This window comes from Portibacter lacus (assembly GCF_021533215.1).
Taxonomy (GTDB): domain Bacteria; phylum Bacteroidota; class Bacteroidia; order Chitinophagales; family Saprospiraceae; genus Portibacter; species Portibacter lacus.
Genome location: NZ_JAJNKA010000001.1, coordinates 330,858 through 355,570, shown reverse-complemented (window position 1 = coordinate 355,570; position 24,713 = coordinate 330,858). Strand labels below are relative to the sequence as shown.

Sequence of the window (24,713 nt, the reverse complement as noted above, 5' to 3'; positions counted from 1 at the left end):
AACAATACATAACTTACTTATTATGTATGACTTAAATGCTATAAAAAAAGTTAATTTATTTATTAACGTAATATGTGTTATAAAAAAAGAGCCGGATGAAACGCATCCGACTCCCTATTACTCATGAATTAATTAAAGTGCTAACAAAGGCTTAATCCAGAAGGATCATTTTTCGAGTAGCACTATCGTTTCCGAAAGTTAATTGATAGTACATGATTCCACTTGTTCCGATATCACTCTTCTTAATTACTATCGTGTTTAATCCTTTTACAAATCCCTCATTTCTTTCTAGAACAACTTTTCCAGTTACATCATATACCTTAAGATTAGCTATGCCTTCTTCAGGTAATTCAAATGATATAGAAGTGTTGGTTGCAAACGGGTTAGGTTCATTTTGTAATAAAACGAACTTGTCTGAGATTACAGATCTGAAATTTAATTTCGCATCTCTAATTTCTAATTTTTCATTATATACTTCTGAAGTAAGCACTTGATCATTCAAGCTTACATAATCAGCAATCTTTCCATTAGTATTAGAAGTAAATTCAATAGAGAACAGAACTTCACCTTTATCAAAAGATTTCAGGTCAATTTCATTCCAACTAATACTTAATAAACCATTTTCAGCATTTACGTTAGCTTCAGAAATTTCTAAAGCATCACTTGAAATTTTATTATAATTCATCATCTCTGAATTAAATTCAACTCCAAACTGCATTCCGTATAGCGAAATCGCATCTTCAACAGTGAAATCTACTGAAACTACAGAACCTTTTGTTATGGTTTTATTATCAGCAACTACATTAAAGTTTTGCGCTGATCTTACTTGTGCACTTCCATTCAATAAAGCCGAAATACTTCCATTCACATCACCCGTTTTCACACCGATGAAGTTTTGGTTATACATTGCATGGTTTAAATTAGAAACATTAATCTTCTCTGTGAAAGGGAATGGATTCAATGCATCACTAAATTCGAATGAGCTATTTACATATCTCCAAGAAGTATTTTCAGGTAATTTATTACCAGGATATAATCCTAGGATTAGTTTTCTCAATTGAAGTAAATCAACTGCACTTACTTTACCATTTCCATTTACATCCGCTGCAATTACTTTATACGGCGAATCTAAAACTGCAATTCCTAATATATGTCTTTGAATCAGAACTAAATCTAATGTTGTAACACCTTCTTTCGTGTTTTCATTATTTGCAGCAGATAATTCAAAGTTCTTCTCATATTTCAATCCATTAAATGTATAACTACCTTCATTAGAAGTTGACTGAATTCTTGGGAATTCAGGCTCATTGCTCATTATGGAAACATTCACTTCTTCTAATGGTGTTCCTTCAGAACTTAGAATGCTACCAGCGATCATTGTACTTGCTCCAAATTCTAAGTCAGGGCAACAATCAAAGTTATCATTCAATGTTAATGAAGCATCACAGAAATCGTAATTACCATCTTCATCTATAGCATAGATTCTGATTTCAATTACATGTGCTTTTCCATTCTCGATGTATTTACATCCAAGTTCCCATGCTGGCTGAGCTTGACCTAATGCATCTTCTACACTTAAGTCATCATCCAGGTCAGCAGGCTCACCATAGATATCATAGTATGGAATCATTAAGTAAGTTAATGAACCACCGCATGCTCCGAATCCTTGGTCTGCTACGAAATCCGTAGCCCATATTTCTACAGAACATCCATAAACACTATCCATTACAGCACTAGATAAACCTAGGTGACAATATGGTGTTGGTGCTTTATCACTTTTAACTACTTCGATTACTTGAGTACAAACAGAATAGTTACCACAACCATCATATGCAATCCATTTAATAGCATGCTCTCCGATAGGTAATCCACCTATAGATTTAGCATCAAATGAATTTCCTTCCGCTGCACTTCCAGTCGCAGGATAATCATAATCACCATCGTGATCAAAATCAACTTTATAAGTAATGCTGATTAAATCATCCGCAGTACAATCATCTGTTGCTGTCATTGTGAAAGTATCGAAATTATATTCACAATCTGCTGTTGTAACGGTCACATCATCACATGCAAGTGTCGGTGGATCCGTATCAAAAATATCGTACTCAACATATAATTCATAATATCCATTTTCATTAACGAATGGATTTACTTCATCTATATCATCTTGTTCGAATAAGAAATTTTCTTGGAATAAGCACTGATCTATAACTTCCCAATGAGCTAAGATTTTAATACAAGCTCCACCTGCAAAGTCAAAGGTATCAAGTGTCAAATTAACTCCTACCTCTGTACACAGGTTATCAATATCAAGGACTGGTCTTGTAATAGAAACAGATCCACATTCGAATACTTGAACAGGTTTCAAGATAAAAGGTGCAACTTCATCAGAAGGATCGCACCAGTCATAACCAGCATTTCGCTCAGCAGAACCTGCTGGGAAGCTAATTCTATCGCAAGACATAACATTATCTATGCTTACTGTAATAGTAATTGCTTGAGAACAAGTTGCTTGACCATTATCAGTTGTAACAGTGAATGTTCTAGTTACTGCTCCTGTTCCACATACCTCTTCTAAGTTAGAAGTGAATGTTTGTCCACTAATATCTCCACATGTACTATTAGTCCATGCTATTCCAAATCGATTATTTAACTTCGTTATATTATCTTCTGTTAATTCTGTATCCAATAAATTTTCATAAGCTACAAAATCAATACAGTTAATAGTTGTAGGCGCAGGACAATTAATTGTAGGAGCTAGTTTATCTTGAACATCAACTAAAACCATAGCAGTACTACAGTTATCATCTCCATTCATTTCAACAATACCATCGTTGTCTCCATCATCACAAACCATGAATACAACCATTTGATCTTCCGCTAAATCGTCACAGCAGAAGTGAATGTATTTTTGGAATGTTGTCGTTTCATCAACTTCTGAGCCATCTACATTTCCTTCATCGTCTAATCCATCATAGTCAGCACATGCATTGTCCATTCTTCTTACCCACCATTCAATCGGTCCACATCCGTCAAAAGATCCATCGTCAAAAGTACTTGCGTAAACTTTCGTTGATCCATCACCACTTTGATTATTAAGTGTAACAACAGTATGTTCGTCAGCAATTACTACTGGTGGAACTTGATCTATAATGGTTACTAAACCAGTATCAATAGATATATTTCCACAGCAATCTTCTGCATATGCAATTAATAATACTTCATTACCAACTGTAGTTAGTGCGTTACTTGATACATATACTCGGTTAGTAGCAGGATCATAAGAACCACCAGAAACATTCCAAGAGTATGAAACTTCATTACTGCAATTATCTACTGCTGAGATGGTAGGTAAATTAATTGTTGCACCACATCCCCATAAATCAGTACTTACTGTTAAATCAGGAACTCCAATTACAAATTCTGGAGCTAAAGTATCCATTACTTTAATTACTTGTTGGTGGATTGTTGTATTTCCTGTACACCAGTCAAATACATCCCAAGTTCTTAACACTTTGTAAGAAGGACTCGATTGTGAACAATTATCTTCACATATTTCTATGATAAGATCCTCATACCATGTTTGTATCGTTCCACAAGTTCCTACACCCCCTGGCGCACCTGTTCCTATTAAGTCTCCATCTGCATATGGAGAAGGTACAACTCTTCCATCTTCTCTTGTAATTGTATTAAATACAACTCCTGCTCCATCACATGTCAGTGGATCATTACTTCCCACACCATTATCTTGAATTCCTGTATGGCTAGGTAATCCATCCCAATGTGGAGGGAATAACGCACTCATTAAGGTTTCTCTTTCTATATATATTGTCTGAACACATGCAGGTCCAACATTTCCAGCTCCGTCAGTAGCATAAAACCGTCTACTTATAACAGACTGATATTCACCTTCACACATGGTATTAACAACTGCATCACTATAAGAAATAGTAATATCTTCACAACCTACACCAACCAGTGTAGGAACTCCAGTAGCGGAAGTATCCGTAGGCATGGTACATTGTATAGTAAGATCGGTAGGACAAATAATTGCAGGTCCTACTTTGTCTTCTATAGTAACTCTACCCCAACAGGTATTAAGACCATTGGGTCCGATTACACTTACGTCGAAAGATTGTCCAACGTGTGCATCCGTAAAAGTTATACTTGATCCAGTTACAACTCCTTCACCAGGTATATTTACTGATAATGTAAACATAGCCATCGGAGAACAGTTACTTCCTGTTAAGATATTAGGAACTTCTAAAATTGCTTGACAATCTTGATCGATAGATAAATTGATCTGACCAATACAACTTAGTGAAGTTGATGCTTGATCTGATTCTTCTACTGTAACAGTCCATGTACAAGGTGCAGCTTCTGCTGGTGCTGTAACTTGTGCCATCATATTATCTAGTAGTTCATATCCATAGTCATAAACTCCAGCTACAAGTGGAGTCCCAGATGGACCGCCTCCAGGCATAGTCATATTAATTGATCCGTCACATGGTAGTATGGACGCTCCTTCTACATCATATGTATAGGAAGCTGTACATTCCGGTGCAACTAAAATTGTTTCACTTGTAGGACATACTAGCGCTGGTTCAGAACCATTTATTACATTAATCTCAACTAAACAAGTTGCTTGTCTAACTAACACATCATCTCTATACTTTCTTAAGTATAAACTGTAGAATGATGGGTTGCCGTCATGGGCATTTACAATAATTGTTCTTTGAGCTGGATCAGCTGACGTCATATTCCATGCTAGTGAAACACTATCTATTGCCGTAGGATCACAAATATCGGTAGTAATATTTACCATATCATATGGCACCCTTACTTCGTCTGTGCATTCTCCATTAAGGTCAACTGTAATTGGATCACATGTTGTAGTCGGTAAGTCTGCTTCTTCCGATACAAAAATGATTGTGCTACACTGGTCCGTTCCATTTCCATCATCAGCAACAAAAGTTATTGTTGTTAATCCGAAATTGAATGTCATATTGTCAAATTCTGAAATATCTAATCTTCCTGCAAAGCTTCCATATGTGGTAGAACCTGCAGAAAACCATGTAACTGTTGCCCCAGGAGTAGGAGACGTTGGATAGCTATCTAAGCTAAATAGCGAAACACAACTTCCTCCACTTGGATTTGATATTACAACATTGGTTATTGGATTGGGGCAATTTTCGATGGTCGCCTGACCAAAAGAAAATGTGCAAAACATTGATGACATTACAAAAATACACACATATAGTATGCGCGTACTTAAGATTTGTCTTAAGATACGATTCATGAGATAAGTTTTGGTTCTAAAAAAAAACCTAAAGCCGAAATTTTACTCCCCGCTTAAAAGTTAGTTATTATCATTCTTTGGATATAAGACACAAAAATGCCTATAATCCACCCCAAAACTAAGCATAGAAAAGCTATTGACAAAGGATTTTACTCCTCGGATCGTCGAGAATCCTACATAAAATTATATGACATATATAGCCATATAATGATCAGTATCTTAAATATTAAAGATAAGCTTTATTTGTTAAAACGAAATGTGAAATTTTATCGCCACGAACACAATATTGCATTAAAATCATGCTTTTTCTCTCTGAACGAGAAGCGTATTCTTTTTTATAATTGAAAATTTATTGTTTTTACTACCCAAAATTAGGTAGAATATTCATCTTAAATAATTTACATATTTAAACTCGTATATTCAATAAACAAAAAGTGGACCATTTCTGCAAAATCAGAAATAATCCACTTTCATTTCAAATCTGTATAAAACAATTTTATACAAATAAATAATTCATTTTTGAATTCTGAATATCCCTAGAATGGTTTTATAATTCTTTTCTTGTAAATTCTGCTTTTAAAATTTCCTATCGTTTTTTACTTTGATATTTTTCACCTCAGACCATTCAGACCAATTCAAGTTTTGATCCCTGTGCCGCACTTTGACATAGTATGATCCTTCAGTTAATAAATTTTTAATTTCCCATTCTAAAATATTAACATTTTCATTAAGGTCAATGGTTTCCCACAAAGGTGGACCGCTGCTTCCAAATAGGTTCTCAAAATCTCTTTTATTTCTGAGCACAACTTCCTTAAAATCAGCATCTTTAGCAATTAAAAACTCTGTACTGTTTAATGGAATTTCACCTTTATACGATGTACTTTCGATTATAATAATACCGTCATTTTCATTTTCTGAAATGGATTTAATTTGTGGCGTTGAAGGTTTGCTTATTCCTATCTTTTTGAAGAAATGATCTATTAGCTGGTTATCTATATCGAGATCCTTATTTCCAATAGAATAAGTGTAAACATCCATCGTTTCTTCCTCGAGATTGACGTCTACAATTTGATAATTAAATTGGTCAATTGTTTTCTGCACCTCTTCCAAATCTTTTTCTTCTGACTGCCCCCATCTTTGATCCCAAGATGCTCCACCTGAAATGATATGGAATAAATTATCATTATTCAATTGACCTCTGTGGTATAAGTGGTGATGACCAGCAATAAATAATATTGATTTTTTACTCTTAACTAATTCAGGTATAACTGCATCTCGCATAAATGTTGACACATCATCAATATATTGTTCTGCCATTATGGGATGATGCGCTACCGTCACTATCCACTTAACTTCCTCATCCTGCTCCGCTTTTTCAACGATTTCTTTCACCCACTCGGCTTGTCTATCCCAAGATTGATTACTGTCTAACATTAAAAATAGTATACTAGATGCTTGAAATGCATAATAATGTTCACCATCGGTTCCATACATTCCTTGGTAAGCCAGGTCTTCATATTTAAAATGAGAGAAATAGTTAAATAGCTTTTTATCTTTATAATACTCATGATTGCCAATAACAGTCATGCTTGGTAAAATGGTATTCAATGCCGATCCTTGTTTAAAATGTAGTTCTTGATATTGATTTAAATCTCCACCTACATCCACTTGATCTCCATCATTGATTATTAATGATACTTTATTTGTTATGTCTTCTCCATACAATTCAGTGATTTTACGTTTGCACGCAGAAACCAACTTCTCATAACGATCATCTGCCATCACTTGATGATCACCAAGTACTACGAATCTAAAATGACCGTTCTGCTCTTCCTGAGAGGGAAAAGTTTTAAACTCATACATTTCTGATTGCTCTTCTCCTGCATAAACCTTATAAAAATATCTCGTATTAGGTTCTAATTCAAGTAATTGCACTGAATGCCAAATGTAATTTGAATCTAGTTTTTCGCTTAGACCTTCGGCTTTATACTCCATATTATCCTTACTTAAACCGTATACCACATAGGCATCTTTTTCAACTTCAGTCTTCCAATTTATCCATATAGACTGCTCTGTACATGCCTGTAAATAGGGCAAGATTTTTTGAGCATTCAAATAGGTCACTTGCATAAAAACCAAAACAACGATTACAATTTTATTCATTCTTCATTTTGTTTTAAATAAAGGATGGGTAAGATTGTCTTACCCATCGTTCACTCTTAAATTATAAATATCTCAAAATTTATACGAAGGCTAATTCCATCCAAAAGTCTGAACCAGATTAGGGTTCAATAAAGTCTCTTGTTTTGGAATGGGTCTATAATAATCTCGAGGACTGGTAAAAACCCTTTCAGTGATTTGAGTCAAAGTCTGTCCATGATCACCATTTTCTAGATACACTGTAACATCTTCATTAAAATCTCCAGCTTTATAATATACCAAGGTCACCCCTAATTCATTTACTTCTTTATCCTCCCCTTCAGGAATACTTTCTTCACTGGAAATCAGAATTATATCTTCCACACCATCTCCTGTTAAGTCATATTTGCCTAATCCTGGAAAGTACATCCCCGTCGGATTATTTTCTAGTAAAGCTCCTGCATTCCACCTCATCAAATCATCAAACCTATATCCTTCGAGGGCAAATTCTATTCTTCTTTCTCTTCTTATTTCTAATAAAACACCAGTGTTGCTTCCACTAACTTGAGGGTATTTATTTTTTAGCCATTGATCAATGTTTGCATTTGCCTCTGCCATTTTTAAAGAGACCATTCCTACTCTCGCTCTTAATAAATTAACTGTATTATCTAGATCAGCTTGTGTAAGGGTACCTAATTCAGCTTTGGCTTCAGCAAGAATCAACAAGATTTCAGCATATCTTATTACTGGTACATCTAAACCATCCGCCACACCTGCTTCGATAGAGGTAGGATAGCCTTTAACAACATGATACCCAGTAAAATTCTTATTCAATCGCTGTACATAAGGCGTAAAAGTACCCGGATATATAAACCCTGGAGCTGCAAGAATCTGAGCCATTCTTGGGTCACGATTATCAAATTCTTCCACGTACTGCAGCGTTTGGAAACCACTAATATCAGTAAATCTACTGCCATCTTTCATTAAAAAAGCTTGAACCAAATCTCTCGAAGGTGATCGTTCATAATCGTTCATTCCATACAGGTAATTTTCTCCTCTTCCTTTTTCAAAATCATATTCAGCATATGCAATCATCTCAGGATTTCCTGCTAATGATTCTTGATTAAATAAATCCTTATAATCTTGATCAGGAGAGCCTGTTTGGTATAGTTGGAAATGACCAGAAGATATCATTGCATCCGAAGCTTCGACTGCAATATTTAAAAAGTCATTAGCTGTCTCTGAAAGTGCTAATTCTTCATGATACTTCCTGTAAGTTCCTTCATATAGAGCAAATCTAGCTTTCATGGCAATGGCAACATATTTATTAACAGTGCCTGTCGGACCTGTTTCTCTCAAATTCTCCCCTGCAAAGTCAAGATCTTCCATAATTTTATCGACCACCATACTTCTCGGGTCTCTTCCTTTATATAGATCTTCATCAGTAGAATTTAATACTTTATCATAATAAGGAACATCGGAATACCGCTTCACCATACCAATATAAAATGTTGCCCTGTAATATCTTCCAATGGCCTTATAGTGCTCCTTAACCTCTTCACTAACTTCTGCATTTTCTAAGGCCTCTAAAAAGTAATTTATATTTCTTAGCCTACCCCAACTCCATCCGCTTGTGATATTTTCCGAACTTGGGTTTCCTGTCATTATATTCTTTATTTCAACAGAAGCTGTTGTAGCTGCATTGTCTGTTCCAGAATCTCCAGAAATATAGGTTCCCCATTTACCAGGCCACGAAACCAGGCCATAAGAATACAATTGTAAATCTTCTTCGCTTTTAAAGAATTCTTCTTGTGACAATGATGTCCTAGGTGTCAGATTCAGAAAATCATCTTGGCACGAAACCATCATTAAAATGATAAAAAAACTATATATGTATTTCATTATTTTTCTTTTTTAATTAAAATTTCAAATTCAGTCCAACTGCGTATCTTCGCTGAAATGGGTAAGCATATCCACCCCAAGTATTGATCGACTCAGGATCAAAATAATCTTTTAATTGTGAGAATTCGAATAGGTTTTCACCAGTAAAATATACCCTTACATTGGTCACACCTATGGCTTTCATCCGATCATTTTTCAATGTATAACCTAGGGTCAAATTCTTAACTCTTAAGTAAGCAGCATTTAAAAGATATTTCGTCTGTGGAATCGCTAATCCCTTATTTTCCCTATAATCCGCTAACCAAGCTTGAAGTATAGGATAATCTGGGTTCTCAACATTTGCATTAGCAAGGCCCATATCAATATATGCTTGTGAATGTTTCGCCATGTCTTCCGGAGAATCAGTTTCAGGTCTGTAGAAATTTAATAAATGATCATAAGTGTTAGCATAAGGTTGCTGGTAAGGGCCCCAATACAAGTAATGAATTGGATAGTAATCTCTTTTTGCAACTCCTTGCATTAGCACACTAAAATCAAATCCAGACCAACTCACATTCATATTCATTCCATATCGAAATCTCGCTTGAGAATTACCAATTACACTCAAATCTTTTGGATCTTTTGCCGAATTGCCCTGTAAAATTGCACCATCTCCATCTTGATCTACAAACTTAGGCCAGCCAGGAACAACTGATAACGCTCCCCAAGGTATAATGGCCGTTTGATCAAGTGCTTCGATTTCTTCTTCAGACTGAAACAATCCATCATTTTCCAATCCCCAAATTTCTCCAATTGACTGCCCTACTCTATAACTTGAAAACAATGCTTCCTCATTTTCAAAACGTGTTATAACTGTCTGGTTATCACTCAAATTAAACCCTAATTCTATTTGTAACGGATTTCTGCTTGAACCATAACTATTCTGAAATTTCAGTCCTAATTCCCAGCCTTTCGTTTGCAAATCAGCTGCATTTTCTTGAGGCACACTTGTTCCTAGTACTGATGGTAATTCTTTACCACCAGTTAACATCCCTAAAGTATTTCGAGTATAATAATCAAACGTTCCGTAAATCTTATTTTTATACAAGCCTAGATCTATTCCTAAGTTCATAGAATTCACCCTTTCCCATGTATAATTATCTGGATCCACGTTTAGACCAGGTGCACCCACAACCCTTTGTACATCTCCATTTATTAAGTAGCCAGTCAAGTAGGAAGGTAAATTTAAGATATAACCATAATAACTATCTGTTGCTTGATTACCTAAAGCACCATAAGAAGCTCTCAACTTAAGCGTTTCCACAACTGGGCTGATACCACTCATAAAGTTTTCCTCTGAAAGAATCCATGCCCCTGAAATAGATGGGAAAAATCCCCATCGATCATTTTCTGAAAATCTAGAAGAACCATCATATCGACCATTCACCTCTAGGATATACTTGTTGTTTAAGATGTAATTTATTCTTCCGAAAAAACCTCTCGTCGCCCAATCATAGAAATCACCTGAAACAAATTGATCCCCTGATGCTAAATTGACATAAGGTAAAGAAGAAGATATTAATCCATTTCGAGAAGCTGCATTGTAATCATATTGCGAATATTCTTGGTTGTAACCACCTATTACTACAAGTTGATCATTACCAATATTCTTATTATAGGTTGCAAATATGTTGTAAGCATTGTAATTATTGTATGCTGAAGATTCAGTTACACTTGGCGTATTTTGGCTTTCTTCTCTGATATCATTTGGACCATAACCAATATAATATTTCCTATAATCAGTATGGTTATTATCTGCATATCTTTTATAAGTTGCATCTGCAGTGATGGACAACGCTTTAGACAATGACAAATTAGCCCTTACTGTTGATTGGAACCCTGTGGTGTTTGTTTCACTTCGTCCACCTTCAGTTATTCTAGCAGCTAATCTTCCAGCAGTTGTATTAGCCCAACTTCCATCAGGATTTTTCACAACATCTAGTGGAACTAAATCAAATGACTGGCTGATGTTATAAGAAGGACCATTCTGATTAACCTGAAGAAAAGATGAATTCGTCTCAATATTCAGCCATTCGCTTGGATTAAATCCGAATTTTATTCTTGCGTTGTAACGTGACCAAGGATCATCTGTTATTTTTATATTACCATTATCCTTAGAATAGTTACAAGAGATAAAATAATTTATCTTATCTGAGCTGCCTTGAAAGCTTATGTTGTGGTTCTGAGATACTGAATAATTATCGAAAAAATAATCATTCCAGTTATTGTCACCCATGTATGCCCACTGACTAGGATCATTAGGATTCGGTCTAACTTCTGGCAATGCACTGTTATCCGACCTTTCCTTAGCCCACTTATAATGTTCGTCTGAATAGTTTACATAGTCCCATGGTGTATTGTTAGTAGACAATTCAAGTAATCTCGAAAAAATATAAGGGTCCGTAATGGGATCAGGCAGAACAGTAGGTCGAGAAAAAGAAACATTCGTCGTGTATGATATACCAGTACCTTTGTTTTTAGTGGTGATTAATATCACACCAAAAGAAGCCCTAGCACCGTAAATTGCTGAAGAGGAAGCATCCTTTAATACAGAAATGGAACTGATATCATTAGGGTTCAGATAATTCAGTTCATTATTTTCTATTGGAATTCCATCTAATACGATAAGTGGTTCTCCTCCATTTATAGAAGTAAATCCACGGATATTTAAATTGGCATTTGACCCAGGTTTTCCACTTGCAAAATCAACGTTTAAGTTAGGAATCAAGCCTTGCAAGCTGCTTGAAAGTGTGGTGACAGGTCTATTTTCAATTTGCTCTAATGCTACTTGATCAACTGCTCCAGATAAGTTTGCCTTTTTCTGTGTACCATATCCTATTACGACTACTTCATCTAATTTTGTAGAGCTTTCTACAAGTTGGATATTATAGAATTCTTGCCCTGGTAAAATGTCGATTTCTACTGTTTCGTATCCTAAGTAAGCAATAAGTAACTTTCCGTCAGATTTAGAAAGACTGATGTTAAATGTTCCATCGACATCAGTAATTACTCCATCGACAGATCCTTTTAATTGAACTGAAGCACCTATTAATGGTTCGCCAGTATCTGCGTCTAAGACTTTACCTGAAATGGTAAATTCTGCAAGCGGAGCTGCGCTTATAATTTCCATTGCAAACGTGAAAAAAGTCATCGCGATAACGATAAACGCAGACTTCCTATTAAATCTAATTTGTTTTTTCATAAGGTTTAGCGTAATGTTTTTATTGGTCAAATAATTAATTTGCACAATAGTAAAACATCAATGTAAACCCTATATTAAATTCGATTTAAATTTGGCATAACTCGAAATACGAGCATTAATAAGCTTTAGCAAACAAAACTTTTTGCTTCGACGGCTTCCCACTATATACACATACGCCCTCTTCTAAAACACTATCAAGTGGTATACATCTTAACGTTGCTTTAGTTCTCTCTTTTATCGCAAGTTCCGTTTCTGTAGTACCGTCCCAGTGAGCCATTATAAATCCGCCCTTGGTTTCTAAGATTTCTTCAAACTCCTCCATGTTCTTCGCTTCATGCGTTCTGTCATCCCTGAATTTACGCGCCCTTTCTAGCAGGTTGTTTTGAATATCATCAAGCAAATCTTTGATAGATTGACCTAAACCATCCCTAGAAACATTCATTTTCTCTTTTGTATCTCTTCGTGCTACTTCTACCTGATTTTGCTCTAAATCTCTCGCTCCGATTCCAATTCTTACTGGAACCCCTTGCATTTCATACTCCGCAAATTTATATCCAGGTCTTTTCTTTTTATCTATGTCAATTTTTACAGAAATCCCTTGCGCTTCTAACTCTTGCTTAATCTTTTCTGCCTCCTCTTTTAATACACCATTCGGTTTTGGAATAGGAATGATAACTACTTGTAATGGTGCTAATTTCGGAGGAAGTACTAAGCCATCATCATCTGAATGCGTCATGATTAGTCCACCAATTAATCTCGTAGAAACACCCCAAGATGTTGCCCACACATAAGCTTCTTTATTTCCTTCGTTTAGGAATTTCACATCGAAAGCTTTAGCAAAATTCTGTCCTAGAAAATGCGATGTCCCAGCTTGTAATGCTTTTCCATCTTGCATCATCGCTTCTATCGTATATGTTTCCACTGCACCTGCAAACCTTTCATTGGCTGACTTTGCTCCTTTAATTACAGGCATTGCCATATAATTTTCAGCAAAATCTGCATACAGATCATGAATAAGTCTTGATTCCTCGATAGCCTCCTTCTTTGTCGAATGAGCAGTATGCCCTTCTTGCCATAGGAATTCAGCAGTTCTTAGAAATGGACGGGTTCTCATTTCCCATCTCATTACATTCGCCCATTGGTTGATTAATAATGGTAAATCTCTATAGGACTGAATCCAATCTCTATAAGTATTCCATATTATGGTTTCAGAAGTAGGTCTGATAATTAATTCTTCTTCTAACTTTGCCGTAGGATCGACGACAACTCCACTGCCATCAGGATTATCCATCAGTCTGTGGTGGGTTACGACAGCACATTCTTTAGCAAATCCTTCCACATGCTCAGCTTCTTTACTTAGAAAACTCTTAGGAATGAGTAAGGGGAAATAAGCATTTACATGACCAGTTGCTTTAAACATATCATCTAATTGTCTTTGAATTTTCTCCCATATTGCATACCCCTGTGGCTTAATGACCATACAGCCTCTAACCGCAGAATTATCAGCTAATCCAGCCTTTTTAACAATATCTAAATACCATTGAGAATAATCTTCTTCCCGATCTGTTATTTCCTTTGCCATTATAATTATCTTATTTATTGTTAATATTTTACTAAAGTACTTTACTACCGAACTTTATCCTCTCTATAATCCTTGTATAGGTATATAAGACAAAGGAAAACGCTCCTTTATAGAATCTTTAACAAGAACGATATTAAAGTTTAAGTTATTTTTAACGAAAAGTTCGCAATAAAAGTAATAAATTGCAGAGTATCAATAAGAGAGTCGAATTTCTTTATTAGTAAAAATTAAAGTTATGAAAAATTATTTCTTCCCAACGTTTATATTAAGCATCCTCCTAGGATTTGGAGCACTTAATGTAAATGCTCAATTCGATGACTTATACTTCGATCCAGAAGTAGATGAGCCATTGTATACATATAATACATCAACGGACTACGACTCTTACGATTCAGAAGACGAATATGCTTACGATGATGATGATTACGATTATTATGATGAATATGATTATCAATACACATCAAGAATTAGAAGATTCAGAAGACCAGGTGTAAGAATTGGATTTTACAATCCATTTTATACAGATATCGCATTCTATGATCCGTTTTTCGATTCATATTACATAGATCCATTCGACAGATGTTATACTAGCTATTACGGAGGTTTCGGATATAACAGATATAATCGATTCAACAGATTTAACAGATACGGCAACAGATACGGATATAGTGGATATGGAGACCCTTTCTATGGAGGATACGGTAATAGTTTTACTTATGTAAATAATTACTACGGGAGTGGGTACTACAATCCATATAACAATTACTGGAGTCACAGTAATGGATATTATGGAAATGGTTACTACAACAGTGGATATGGCAGAAACAATGGAAATGGATGGATCAACACGAATACATCAAATACCAATGGTTCATACTATGGTTCAAGACAAGGTGGATCTACAAGTTCATCTACTAGAGGGATCGTAAGAAACCCAGGAACAACAAGACCAGAATCTGGAAATGTAAGTAATTCAGGATCTGTAGCTAGAGTTGGAAAAGAAAAAGAAGTTTTAAATCAAAATGGTACAAGTGGCGTAAGAACTAATTCGTCTAATACTAGAAATGAAGATAGAAGAATAGAAAGACCTACCACAAGAACTTCTGCATCTAGGATAGGAACTCCTAGAACACAAACAACTAGAACGTCTTCGAACAAAGGCACTACTACACGTGGAACAAGTACAAGAGCTGGAAGTAATAAAGCAACTTCTACACAAAGCACTAGAACTAGAACAACAAGAAGTTCTTCTACAACTAGAAGCTCTGCACCAAGAACAAGTACAACAACGAGATCATCTTCTACAAGAAGTTCTTCTCCGAGAACAAGTACTAGCAGATCTTCTTCGACAAGATCATCGTATCCACGAACTAGCACTAGAAGTTCTAGCAGTGGATCATCTATGAACAGAAGTTCTAGCGGAAGTTCTTCAACAAGAAGTTCAAGCTCGAGCTCGAGAAGTAGTTCAAGTTCTGCAAGATCAAGTGGATCTTCTTCAAGATCATCATCTTCTTCATCGAGAAGCAGCAGCAGAGGCGGCGGTAGAGGATAAAATCAAAATTAAAAGACAAGTCGGGGTGAATTGAAGCAATTAATTCACCCCTTTTTTATTCCTATTTTCAAAATAGGATAACATCAAAAATATAGAAAAATGAGAAAAATATTAAGTTTATTAATAGCAGGGCTGTTTGTTTTCTCTTCAGCTAATTCGCAAACAATGGCGGATGTTCTAAGATATTCCTTTAACAATCCAAGTGGTTCCGCCCGTTTTTTAGGTGTAGGAGGTTCTATGGGTGCAATGGGAGCAGATTACTCTGCTATTTCAGCTAACCCAGGTGGTCTAGGTGCCTACTGGTCTTCAGAATTTGTGGTTTCACCATCCATACTAAGTTCAACTACCAACTCTGTATTTAGCAATTTCACTAATAACGGCAGAAGTAAGGCTAGCCTGAAAATGGATAACTTTGGACTAATCGTCAATAGGAAACCAAAAACAGGATTAATTAAGTCCTTTAACACAGCCATAGGAATGAATAAAATTGCTGATTTCAATGACGAATTTTATTTCAATGGATTAACTAACGGAACCATAGTAGAAAGATTCACAGAAAGAGCAAATGGAAGAGACCTCGATGCTTTGGATAATTTCGAAGGCGGTCTTGCATATGACGCCGGTGCAGTTTATGCACCCAATGAAAATAACTTCTACCTTAATGATTTCCAAGATGTAGAAGGGAGATACCCTTATGATGTGCAAAAAAGTCAAGATGTAGACCAAAAAGGTGGAATCAATGAATTACTTTTTGGACTGGGCGCCAATCTAGGAAATCGATTTCTTATCGGAGCAACTGTTGGTGTACCTTTTCTTAACTACGAAGTTTCTAAAAAATACGAAGAAAGAGATGACCAGTCTGAAATTCCTGGTTTTAATAGTTTAGAATTTAGAGAATATGTGAACACTTCTGGAATTGGTTTTAATTTCAAAGCTGGGATAATCGCAAAACTTACGAAGAATTTTTCCATAGGTGGATCGATTCATTCTCCTACGGTATATACTTTAACCGATAATTATTTCACCCAACTAACATATAATTTCACAGACCAAGGCGAAACGCAAGAATTGACAAAAACATCACCTGATGGGTCATTCAAATACAAACTATCGACTCCGTGGAAAGCTACAGCTAGTGTGGGTTACAAAAAGAAAGTTGGAAAAATAGCTGGATTCATTAATGGGGACTTTGAGTGGGTAGATTATAGAAACGGATCTCTTAATCTAGGAAAATATAGTTCTGATATAGGTGATCAGGTACTACAAGAAGACATAAATGATCAAGTGGGAAGCCAGTTACTTTCAGTTATTAATATAAAAGTGGGTGGAGAACTAGCTTATGAGAAATTTAGAGTAAGAGCTGGATACAATTTATTAGGCTCACCTTATGCAGCGGATGAAGGTTTCTTCTTCCCAGCTTATTCATTTGGCTTGGGATGGAGAGAGGAAAAATACTACCTAGATTTCGGCTGGAGAACTCAAAGAGTAACAGAAGGATATATTCCATATCAAGTGATCGATGATGATCGACTTCAACTCGTAGAGAATACGATTAAGAATAATAAACTAGCGATAACCTTAGGTTTTCAGTTTTAACTGATTAATCCTCAGGTAGGAAATAGTTTTAAATAATAAAAAATCCAGTGAATTAACATTCACTGGATTTTTTTATTTCTACTAGAATCTAGCTTAACTTGATTTCTAATTTCTTTTTGCTTTCTGTTTTCCAAAATGCTGCACCCAATACTTTCCAGCGTGCGCAATTCCCATCTCATTTACTTTTCCATCCATAATCATTTTACAGTGGGAAGGGCTTTTTAACCAGTCTTCTAAAGCTTGATCAAAATTTCGCTGGCCTTCCGCGATGTTTTCTCCGACTACTAACCAGTTGTAATCAAACTTATCTACCCTTTTTCCTACATCTTCTCCTTTTTTAGAATAATGTGAAAAATAGTTATTCTTTAACATATCTATCGCGTGAGCGTTTGCAGACTTGTACAATGTTTCACTCCAAGTAACCTTTCCTACAGGAGGCATTTTCTTGCCACCACAACTGCAACCTTCTTGCCTAACTGCATTCACTTTATCTAATGCGATTGATTTATCTAATTCCACATTTGAATTCGGAACGGATAAAAGCAAAAACAAAATAATTTGTACTATCAAAACCTCTATTTAAGTTATTTATTGAAAACCGCGTTTAATTACTAACGGACTTTAATTAGTTTCTTATATAATAAAAGGATAGAAAAAGTTAACAATTATCATGATGATGACAATAAAGAACAACATGAAAATAAATACCGAAACAATGTTGTTATCTATCCATCCACTATTGAGTCGTTTCTCATATTCTACAACTTCCTTTTCATAATAGATGTCTTCTACGGTCGCTTCCCTAAAATCTTTTTGATTTTTATTTTTTTCTTTTTCTAGGTCAATGGTTTTCATTAAGGCTCTAGCTTCTTCTAACTGATCTACAGCAACATTAACAAATACACCACCATCACTAAGCGGGAGAATAGTAGAAATATTCTCTTGACTAAGAAAACATGAAATTCCAGCTTCTTGAAGTCGCAGATAATAAATGTTAGCCTCAACATTGGAATAGAAGCGGCGAATAATTTGATAATCCATTGACTATAAAATTAAACTAAATTATCCAAAGCTTCATTAAGTAATTGATACACTTTTTCAAAACCACCATCATAATATGGATCTGGCACCGCCATATTTAATCCAGGTTGTGCATAATTCAATATTAACTTAACTTTTTCTTTGTCTGCTTCACTTCGTGCCAATTTCAAAATGTTCTGATAATTAGAACTATCCATCGCAAGAATCAAATCAAATTTTGCAAAATCTTCTCTAGAAAACTGTCTAGCCCTTTGATTAGAAATGTCAATATTATATTTTCTTGCAATTTCTATAGAGCGCAGATCAGGCCGTTCTCCAATATGGTAATTAGATGTTCCTGCTGAATCCACATACCAATCAGGCTTCTTGGATTTCAATATTCCTTCAGCCAGTGGGGATCGACAAATATTTCCTAAACAAACCATCAATACTTTCATGGGGAATACTTTTGTTTTTTAAACAATGAAATCATACATATCGTTTATAATTAGATAAAAACATGGACATATACTATAATATTTGTCATATTTGCGTTAGAACAATGTTATGAAAATAGTAATTGCAGGAGCTGGAGATATAGGTTTTCATTTAGCAAAGTTATTATCTTCTGAGAATCAAGATATTACTTTGATTGATATGAATCAAGATGTGCTCACATCAGCAGACATCTACTTAAATGTCAAGACCATAAAAGGTGATTCTTCATCCGTTTCTATTTTAGAAACAGCTGAAATTGATGAGGCTGACATGTTCATTGCTACGACTACCTCAGAGAAAAACAATCTGATTTCCTGTATTCTAGCGAAGAAGATGGGAGCAACTGAAACAATTGCCCGGGTTGCAAGTAATGAGTATTTATCAAAAACGCAAAGAGAAACATTTAAGGAAATAGGGATCGACCGATTAATCTCTCCTTTCAAATTGGCAAGCCAAGAAATCGAAAGGTTATTAGAGCAAGCGGAAGTTACAGATATATTTGAGTTTGAAGATGGTGCGATTTCCCTTGCGGGAATCACGCTAGACAATGGTTCTTATTATGTGAATCGAACATTGAAGGAATTCGTAAGCGACCAAGAAGATGAAATACTATTCAATTTCATAGCGATTCTAAGAGGAAATACGACCATAATTCCTCGTGATAATACGGTTCTCCGAAAAAGTGATCACATCTATTTTCTTGCGAAATCAGATCAACTAAAAGCACTAACAAGAGTACTCGGAAAGCAACTTAAGAAAATCAAGCGTGTAATGATCATCGGTGGAAATGATCTTTCTTATCAAACTGCTAAAGCGCTTGAAAATAAATATGATGTTACCCTAGTTGCTCCGCTTAAGACAACTTGTAAAAAATTAGCCGAGAAACTAGATCGCACATTAATTGTTCAGGCTGATCCTTCTAACGTGGCTATCCTAAAAGAAGAAGGATTAGAACATTATGATGCATTTATTGCCTTGACTAAGAATTCAGAAACGAATATTATTACTAGTCTAATGGCGGAAGAAGTTGGTGTATATAAGACGATCGCACTAGTTGATAATCTAGATTACACCCACATTTCGCAAAACATAGGTGTAGACACCATCATCAATAAAAAAATCATTGCTGCTAATAATATTTTTAGATTTATTAGAAAAGGGCAAGTCGAAGCCATTGCTAGTATCCACGGAATCGATGCTGAAATAATAGAGTTTATTATTCATAGAAATAGTAAATTGACTAAAAAAACAATTAAGAATCTACATTTTCCTAAAGAAGCTATGATCGGTGCTGTTATTAGAGATAAAGAAACCATCATACCTTTCGGCGAAATGCTTTTGCAGAAAGGGGATAAGGTTATCGTTTTTGCGTTGCCTGATGCCATAGGAAAGGTAGAATCATTATTCAGATAAGATGATTAATATACAACCCATCTCAAATGTCATCGGTGTACTACTCATCATGGTCAGTATCATGATGTTTTTATGTATACCATTCGGCATATTAGATGGCTTTAGAGATGCTGAGGCATTAATGTATAGTGGGTTCATTACACTAGGTGTAGGTCTGGTCTCTTGGTTATATAAGTTTAAGAGTTCAGCCTCCATTAATAAAAGAGAAGGTTACTTAATCGTTGCACTTGGTTGGATGTTTATGAGTCTAGCCAGTTCCCTACCATATATCTTCAGTGAAATGAATGTTTCATCGATCGACTCACTTTTCGAGTCTATCTCAGGTCTTACCACAACAGGAGCAACAATTTTTTCTGATATAGAAGGACTCCCAAAGACACTGCTTACATGGCGAAGTTTAACCCAGTGGATCGGCGGAATGGGAATTATCGTTTTAACAATAGCAATTTTCCCATTGCTAGGTATCGGAGGAATAGAGCTTTTCGTAGCGGAAGCCCCTGGCCCTACTTCAGATAAAATTCATCCAAGGATACAAGAAACGGCAAAGCGTCTATGGTTACTATATGTAGGCTTAACTGCTTTCCTCTTCTTGCTATTAATGGCATTTGGAATGACGGGATTCGATGCCATAAACCACGCTTTAACAACAATGGCAACAGGTGGATTCTCCACTAAAAATGATAGTGTTGCCTATTTTACGAATCCAGCGATTCATTATGTGCTGATCTTATTTATGTTTTTAGCAGGAACCAATTACACCGTGATCTATTTTGGATTAAAAGGCAAATTCAAAAATGTATGGAGCAGTGAAGAATTTAGGGTGTATCTTATATTTACACTTCTCTTAATTTTAGTAGTAGGATCGATTTTATATGCTCATTCTTTGTATGGTTTTGAAGAATCATTTCGTGCTGCTGCTTTCCAGATCGTATCCTTAATGACTACCACAGGATTTATAACAGCCGATTATACGACATGGGGCTTTGGATTAACAGCCATCATTTTCATACTACTTTTTATAGGTGGTAGTGCTGGGTCTACAAGTGGTGGTATAAAAATTATTCGACATTTAGTGTTGTTTAAGAATTCCTTGCTTGAATTCAAGCGATTGCTGCACCCACGAGCGATCATTAGGATAAAAATGAATAAGAAATTAGTCGATGGAAAAATCATCACTCACATTTTAGTCTTTCTTCTACTCTATATCCTGTTGTTCTTATTTGGAACAGTAACTCTATGTGGATTAGGTATTGATTTTAAAACAGCTTTGGGCGCCGCTGCCACATCATTAGGAAATGTAGGTCCTGGAATTGGCGAAGTTGGGCCAGTTGACAATTTTGGATGGTTTCCAGGTTCTGTCAAATTTGTATTGGCTTTCTTAATGTTATTAGGAAGGTTAGAAATATTTACCATTCTCATCCTCTTTACCCCTTATTTCTGGAAAAAAGCGTAAAATACTGAAAGGTAAAAGTGTACTAATCGTTAATCAGACACTATCTGGTCGAAAATATGCATGTTTTTATCATCGTTTTCTGTAATTTCACAACTAATATTTTTTTAAAACAACCAAATCTGACAATGAAAAGAATTACTGCCACTTTTGTGATGTTTATAATTTGTTTTGCGACAAATTTCTCAACAGCGCAAGATTTAAAATTACCTGAAGGAGTTACTGCAGGTCCTTCAGTAGAAGGAATCTCTGAATTCCAACTTGAAAATGGATTAAAAGTCCTTTTATTTCCAGATCAGTCCAAGCCAACTATAACTGTGAATATTACTTACATGGTAGGTTCTAGACACGAATCATATGGAGAAACTGGAATGGCCCACCTTTTAGAACACCTTGTTTTCAAAGGAACTCCTGATCATCCAGACATTCCAGCGGAATTAACAGAGCATGGAGCAAGACCAAATGGAACAACATGGTATGATCGTACCAATTACTATGAAACATTTAGCGCTACGGAAGAAAATCTAAAGTGGGCATTAGATCTAGAATCTGATAGAATGGTTAATTCATTCATCGCGAAAAAGGATCTAGATAGCGAAATGACTGTCGTAAGAAATGAATTCGAAATGGGAGAAAACTCTCCTTCTAGCATTCTTTTAGAAAGAGTTATCAGTACAGCTTACTTATGGCACAACTACGGTAATTCAACTATCGGCGCAAGAGCTGATTTAGAAAATGTGCCGATCGAAAGACTTCAGAATTTTTACAAAAAATACTATCAACCAGATAATGCGATCTTGTTAGTCGCTGGAAAATTCGATCCTCAGACTACTTTAGAAATGATCGAAGATTACTTCGGTGATATTCCAAGACCAGAAAGAAGCCTTTACCCTACTTATACAAAAGAGCCAACTCAAGATGGTGAAAGATCAGTAGTTCTTAGAAGAGTAGGTGATGTACAAGTAGTTTCAGTTGCTTATCACACACCTCCAGGACCACATTCTGATTATGCAGCATTAAGTGTAATCGATGAATTACTCACAGATGAGCCTTCAGGAAGATTATATAAAGCATTGGTAGAAACTAAGAAAGCGCCTTACGTATGGAGTTTCGCACCAGCGCTTAAAGAAGGAGGATTTATCTACATCAATGCAGATGTAAGAAAAGAGAATTCTTTAGATTCAGCTGAAGCCATCATGCTTAAAACTTTAGATGGCTTAACAACTAGTCCTCCTACTGAGGAAGAAATAGAAAGAGCGAAGTCTAAAATTTTAAAGAATTGGAATTTAGCTTATAATAACTCTGATAGAATCGGATTAGGATTAAGTGAATATTTAGCTCAAGGAGACTGGAGACTTCTATTTCTATATAGAGATAGAGTGGAAGCTGTTTCAACAGAAGATGTTGTAAGAGTTGCTAAAAAATACTTCGTTCCATCTAATAGAACAATCGGAAGATTTATTCCTACTCAGAATCCAGTGAGAGCGGATATTCCAGATGCTCCCCCAGTGAGAGACATCGTAGAAGGCTATAAAGGAAAAGAAGCTATCTCAGAAGGTGAAGCATTTGATCCATCGCCTGCTAATATAGATGGAAGAACGAAAAAAGGCGAATTAAACTCAGGTGCTAAATACTCGTTACTTACAAAAGAGAATAGAGGTGATGCCGTTAATGCCGTTGTTACCCTAAGATTCGGAACACCGAAAACTTTAGCAGGGAAAAGCACGATTGGCCAACTAACCGCTTCTATGTTAGATAAGGGAACTAAAACAATGACTCGTCAGGAAATCCAAGATAAACTTGATGCTCTTGAAGGTAGAATCAGTGTTTTCGGAAATTCTAGTCAAGCTAGTGCGAGAGTAGAAACAACGAATAAAAACTTATCAGAAGTCATGAAAATGATGAATGACATTCTAAAAAATCCGTCATTCTCTGAGGAAGAATTTTCTAAATTAAAAGAAGAGAGGTTAGCTGGACTAGAAGAACAGTTATCTGATCCACAGTCTTTAGCTCAGAACAAACTTCGAAGATCATTATCTGATTATCCTAAATCTGATGTACGATACGTCATGACTTTGGAAGAAGAAATCGCGAGTATTAAAGAAACTACTTTAGAAGATGTGAAAGCATTTTACAATGATTATTACGGTGCTTCAGAAGCAACTATTTCTGTTGTAGGTGATTTTGATGAAGGTCAAGTGATGAAAGATATCGAAACTTATTTTGGTAGCTGGGAAAACCCAAACAAATACGTAAGAATCTCAAATCCTTACAAAGCTAACAAACCAGCTAGTATAGAGATAAATACTCCAGATAAAGCAAATTCAATGTTTTTCGCAGGAATGAATATGCCAGTTGGTGATACTCACCCTGATTATGCTTCATTGTTAATCGGTAACTACATACTAGGAGGTGGATTTTTAAATTCTAGACTTGCCACTAGAATTAGAGTACAAGACGGATTAAGTTATGGTGTTGGATCATTCCTTCAAGCGTCTTCTATGGATGAATCTGGTATGTTCGGTGCATATGCTATTTCAGCTCCTGAGAATAGTGAAAAAGTTTTAGCAGCATTCAAAGAAGAAGTGAACAGAGCGATTAAAGATGGATTTACAGCTGAGGAGTTAGAAGCAGCTAGAGGTGGCTGGATTCAAGGCCAATCTGTAAGTAGATCTCAAGATAGAGAACTTGTAGGTGCCCTAGCTAATAACTTAAGAACTGACCGAGAAATGAAATGGAGTCAAGAGTTAGAAGATAAGATCATGTCTCTTTCAGTAGAGGAAGTAAATAAAGCTTTAGCAAAACACATCGACGTAGATAAGATCACTTATATACGAGCTGGAGATTTTGAAAAAGTAAAAAAGAATATAAAACCATAATAACGAAAAAAGGTGCATCACTTGATGCACCTTTTTTTTATGCTCAGTGAAAATTTATAGTATCCTAAATTGTGTAACTTAGTCGGACGAAATTGGGATTAACTCCGCATCATTATTTTAAATGTTAAGAGATCACAACTTT

The 24,713-nt window shown here is 35.6% G+C and carries 13 protein-coding genes; 5 read left to right on the top strand and 8 right to left on the bottom strand.

From position 1 onward, the window contains the following. Nucleotides 1-151: 151 nt before the first annotated feature. From L2586_RS01230 to proS, 5 genes are all read right to left on the bottom strand, one after another. Complete coding sequence (locus L2586_RS01230; RefSeq protein ID WP_235290939.1) at nucleotides 152-5,299, bottom strand: T9SS type A sorting domain-containing protein; 5,148 nt, start codon at nucleotides 5,297-5,299, stop codon at nucleotides 152-154. Between the two features lie 576 nt (nucleotides 5,300-5,875). After that, entirely contained in the window at nucleotides 5,876-7,462 is a 1,587-nt protein-coding gene (locus L2586_RS01225) for a fibronectin type III domain-containing protein (RefSeq protein ID WP_235290938.1), read from the bottom strand. Nucleotides 7,463-7,552: 90 nt separating this feature from the next. Then, nucleotides 7,553-9,340 (bottom strand): RagB/SusD family nutrient uptake outer membrane protein, encoded by a 1,788-nt coding sequence (locus L2586_RS01220; protein WP_235290937.1) that lies wholly within the window; start codon nucleotides 9,338-9,340, stop codon nucleotides 7,553-7,555. A gap of 16 nt (nucleotides 9,341-9,356) precedes the next feature. Further along, a complete protein-coding gene (locus L2586_RS01215; protein WP_235290936.1) occupies nucleotides 9,357-12,581 on the bottom strand; it encodes a SusC/RagA family TonB-linked outer membrane protein in 3,225 nt (1,074 codons plus the stop codon). Nucleotides 12,582-12,696: 115 nt separating this feature from the next. Then, complete coding sequence (gene proS, locus L2586_RS01210; protein ID WP_235290935.1) at nucleotides 12,697-14,163, bottom strand: proline--tRNA ligase; 1,467 nt, start codon at nucleotides 14,161-14,163, stop codon at nucleotides 12,697-12,699. Nucleotides 14,164-14,398: 235 nt separating this feature from the next. Here proS and L2586_RS24605 point away from each other — a divergent pair, with 235 nt between their 5' ends. Beyond that, nucleotides 14,399-15,715: a hypothetical protein gene (locus L2586_RS24605; RefSeq protein ID WP_284283585.1), complete on the top strand. Its 1,317-nt coding sequence runs from the start codon at nucleotides 14,399-14,401 to the stop codon at nucleotides 15,713-15,715. Between the two features lie 99 nt (nucleotides 15,716-15,814). After that, nucleotides 15,815-17,311 (top strand): hypothetical protein, encoded by a 1,497-nt coding sequence (locus L2586_RS01200; protein WP_235290934.1) that lies wholly within the window; start codon nucleotides 15,815-15,817, stop codon nucleotides 17,309-17,311. A gap of 105 nt (nucleotides 17,312-17,416) precedes the next feature. Here L2586_RS01200 and L2586_RS01195 read toward each other — a convergent pair whose 3' ends face one another. The 3 genes from L2586_RS01195 to L2586_RS01185 all read right to left on the bottom strand — a co-directional run bounded on the left by L2586_RS01195 (nucleotide 17,417) and on the right by L2586_RS01185 (nucleotide 18,789). Continuing rightward, nucleotides 17,417-17,881, bottom strand: coding sequence for a CAP domain-containing protein (locus L2586_RS01195; protein ID WP_235290933.1), 465 nt, complete (start codon nucleotides 17,879-17,881; stop codon nucleotides 17,417-17,419). Nucleotides 17,882-17,944: 63 nt separating this feature from the next. Then, nucleotides 17,945-18,352, bottom strand: a complete 408-nt coding sequence (locus L2586_RS01190; RefSeq protein ID WP_235290932.1) for a putative signal transducing protein — start codon at nucleotides 18,350-18,352, stop codon at nucleotides 17,945-17,947. A gap of 11 nt (nucleotides 18,353-18,363) precedes the next feature. Next, nucleotides 18,364-18,789 (bottom strand): low molecular weight protein-tyrosine-phosphatase, encoded by a 426-nt coding sequence (locus L2586_RS01185; protein WP_235290931.1) that lies wholly within the window; start codon nucleotides 18,787-18,789, stop codon nucleotides 18,364-18,366. 109 nt (nucleotides 18,790-18,898) lie between these two features. Here L2586_RS01185 and trkA point away from each other — a divergent pair, with 109 nt between their 5' ends. The 3 genes from trkA (at nucleotide 18,899) to L2586_RS01170 (ending at nucleotide 24,571) form a co-directional block, all read left to right on the top strand. Continuing rightward, a complete protein-coding gene (gene trkA / locus L2586_RS01180) occupies nucleotides 18,899-20,242 on the top strand; it encodes a Trk system potassium transporter TrkA (RefSeq protein WP_235290930.1) in 1,344 nt (447 codons plus the stop codon). A gap of 1 nt (nucleotide 20,243) precedes the next feature. Continuing rightward, a complete protein-coding gene (locus L2586_RS01175; protein WP_235290929.1) occupies nucleotides 20,244-21,695 on the top strand; it encodes a TrkH family potassium uptake protein in 1,452 nt (483 codons plus the stop codon). 125 nt (nucleotides 21,696-21,820) lie between these two features. After that, nucleotides 21,821-24,571: a M16 family metallopeptidase gene (locus L2586_RS01170; RefSeq protein WP_235290928.1), complete on the top strand. Its 2,751-nt coding sequence runs from the start codon at nucleotides 21,821-21,823 to the stop codon at nucleotides 24,569-24,571. Nucleotides 24,572-24,713 lie beyond the last annotated feature (142 nt).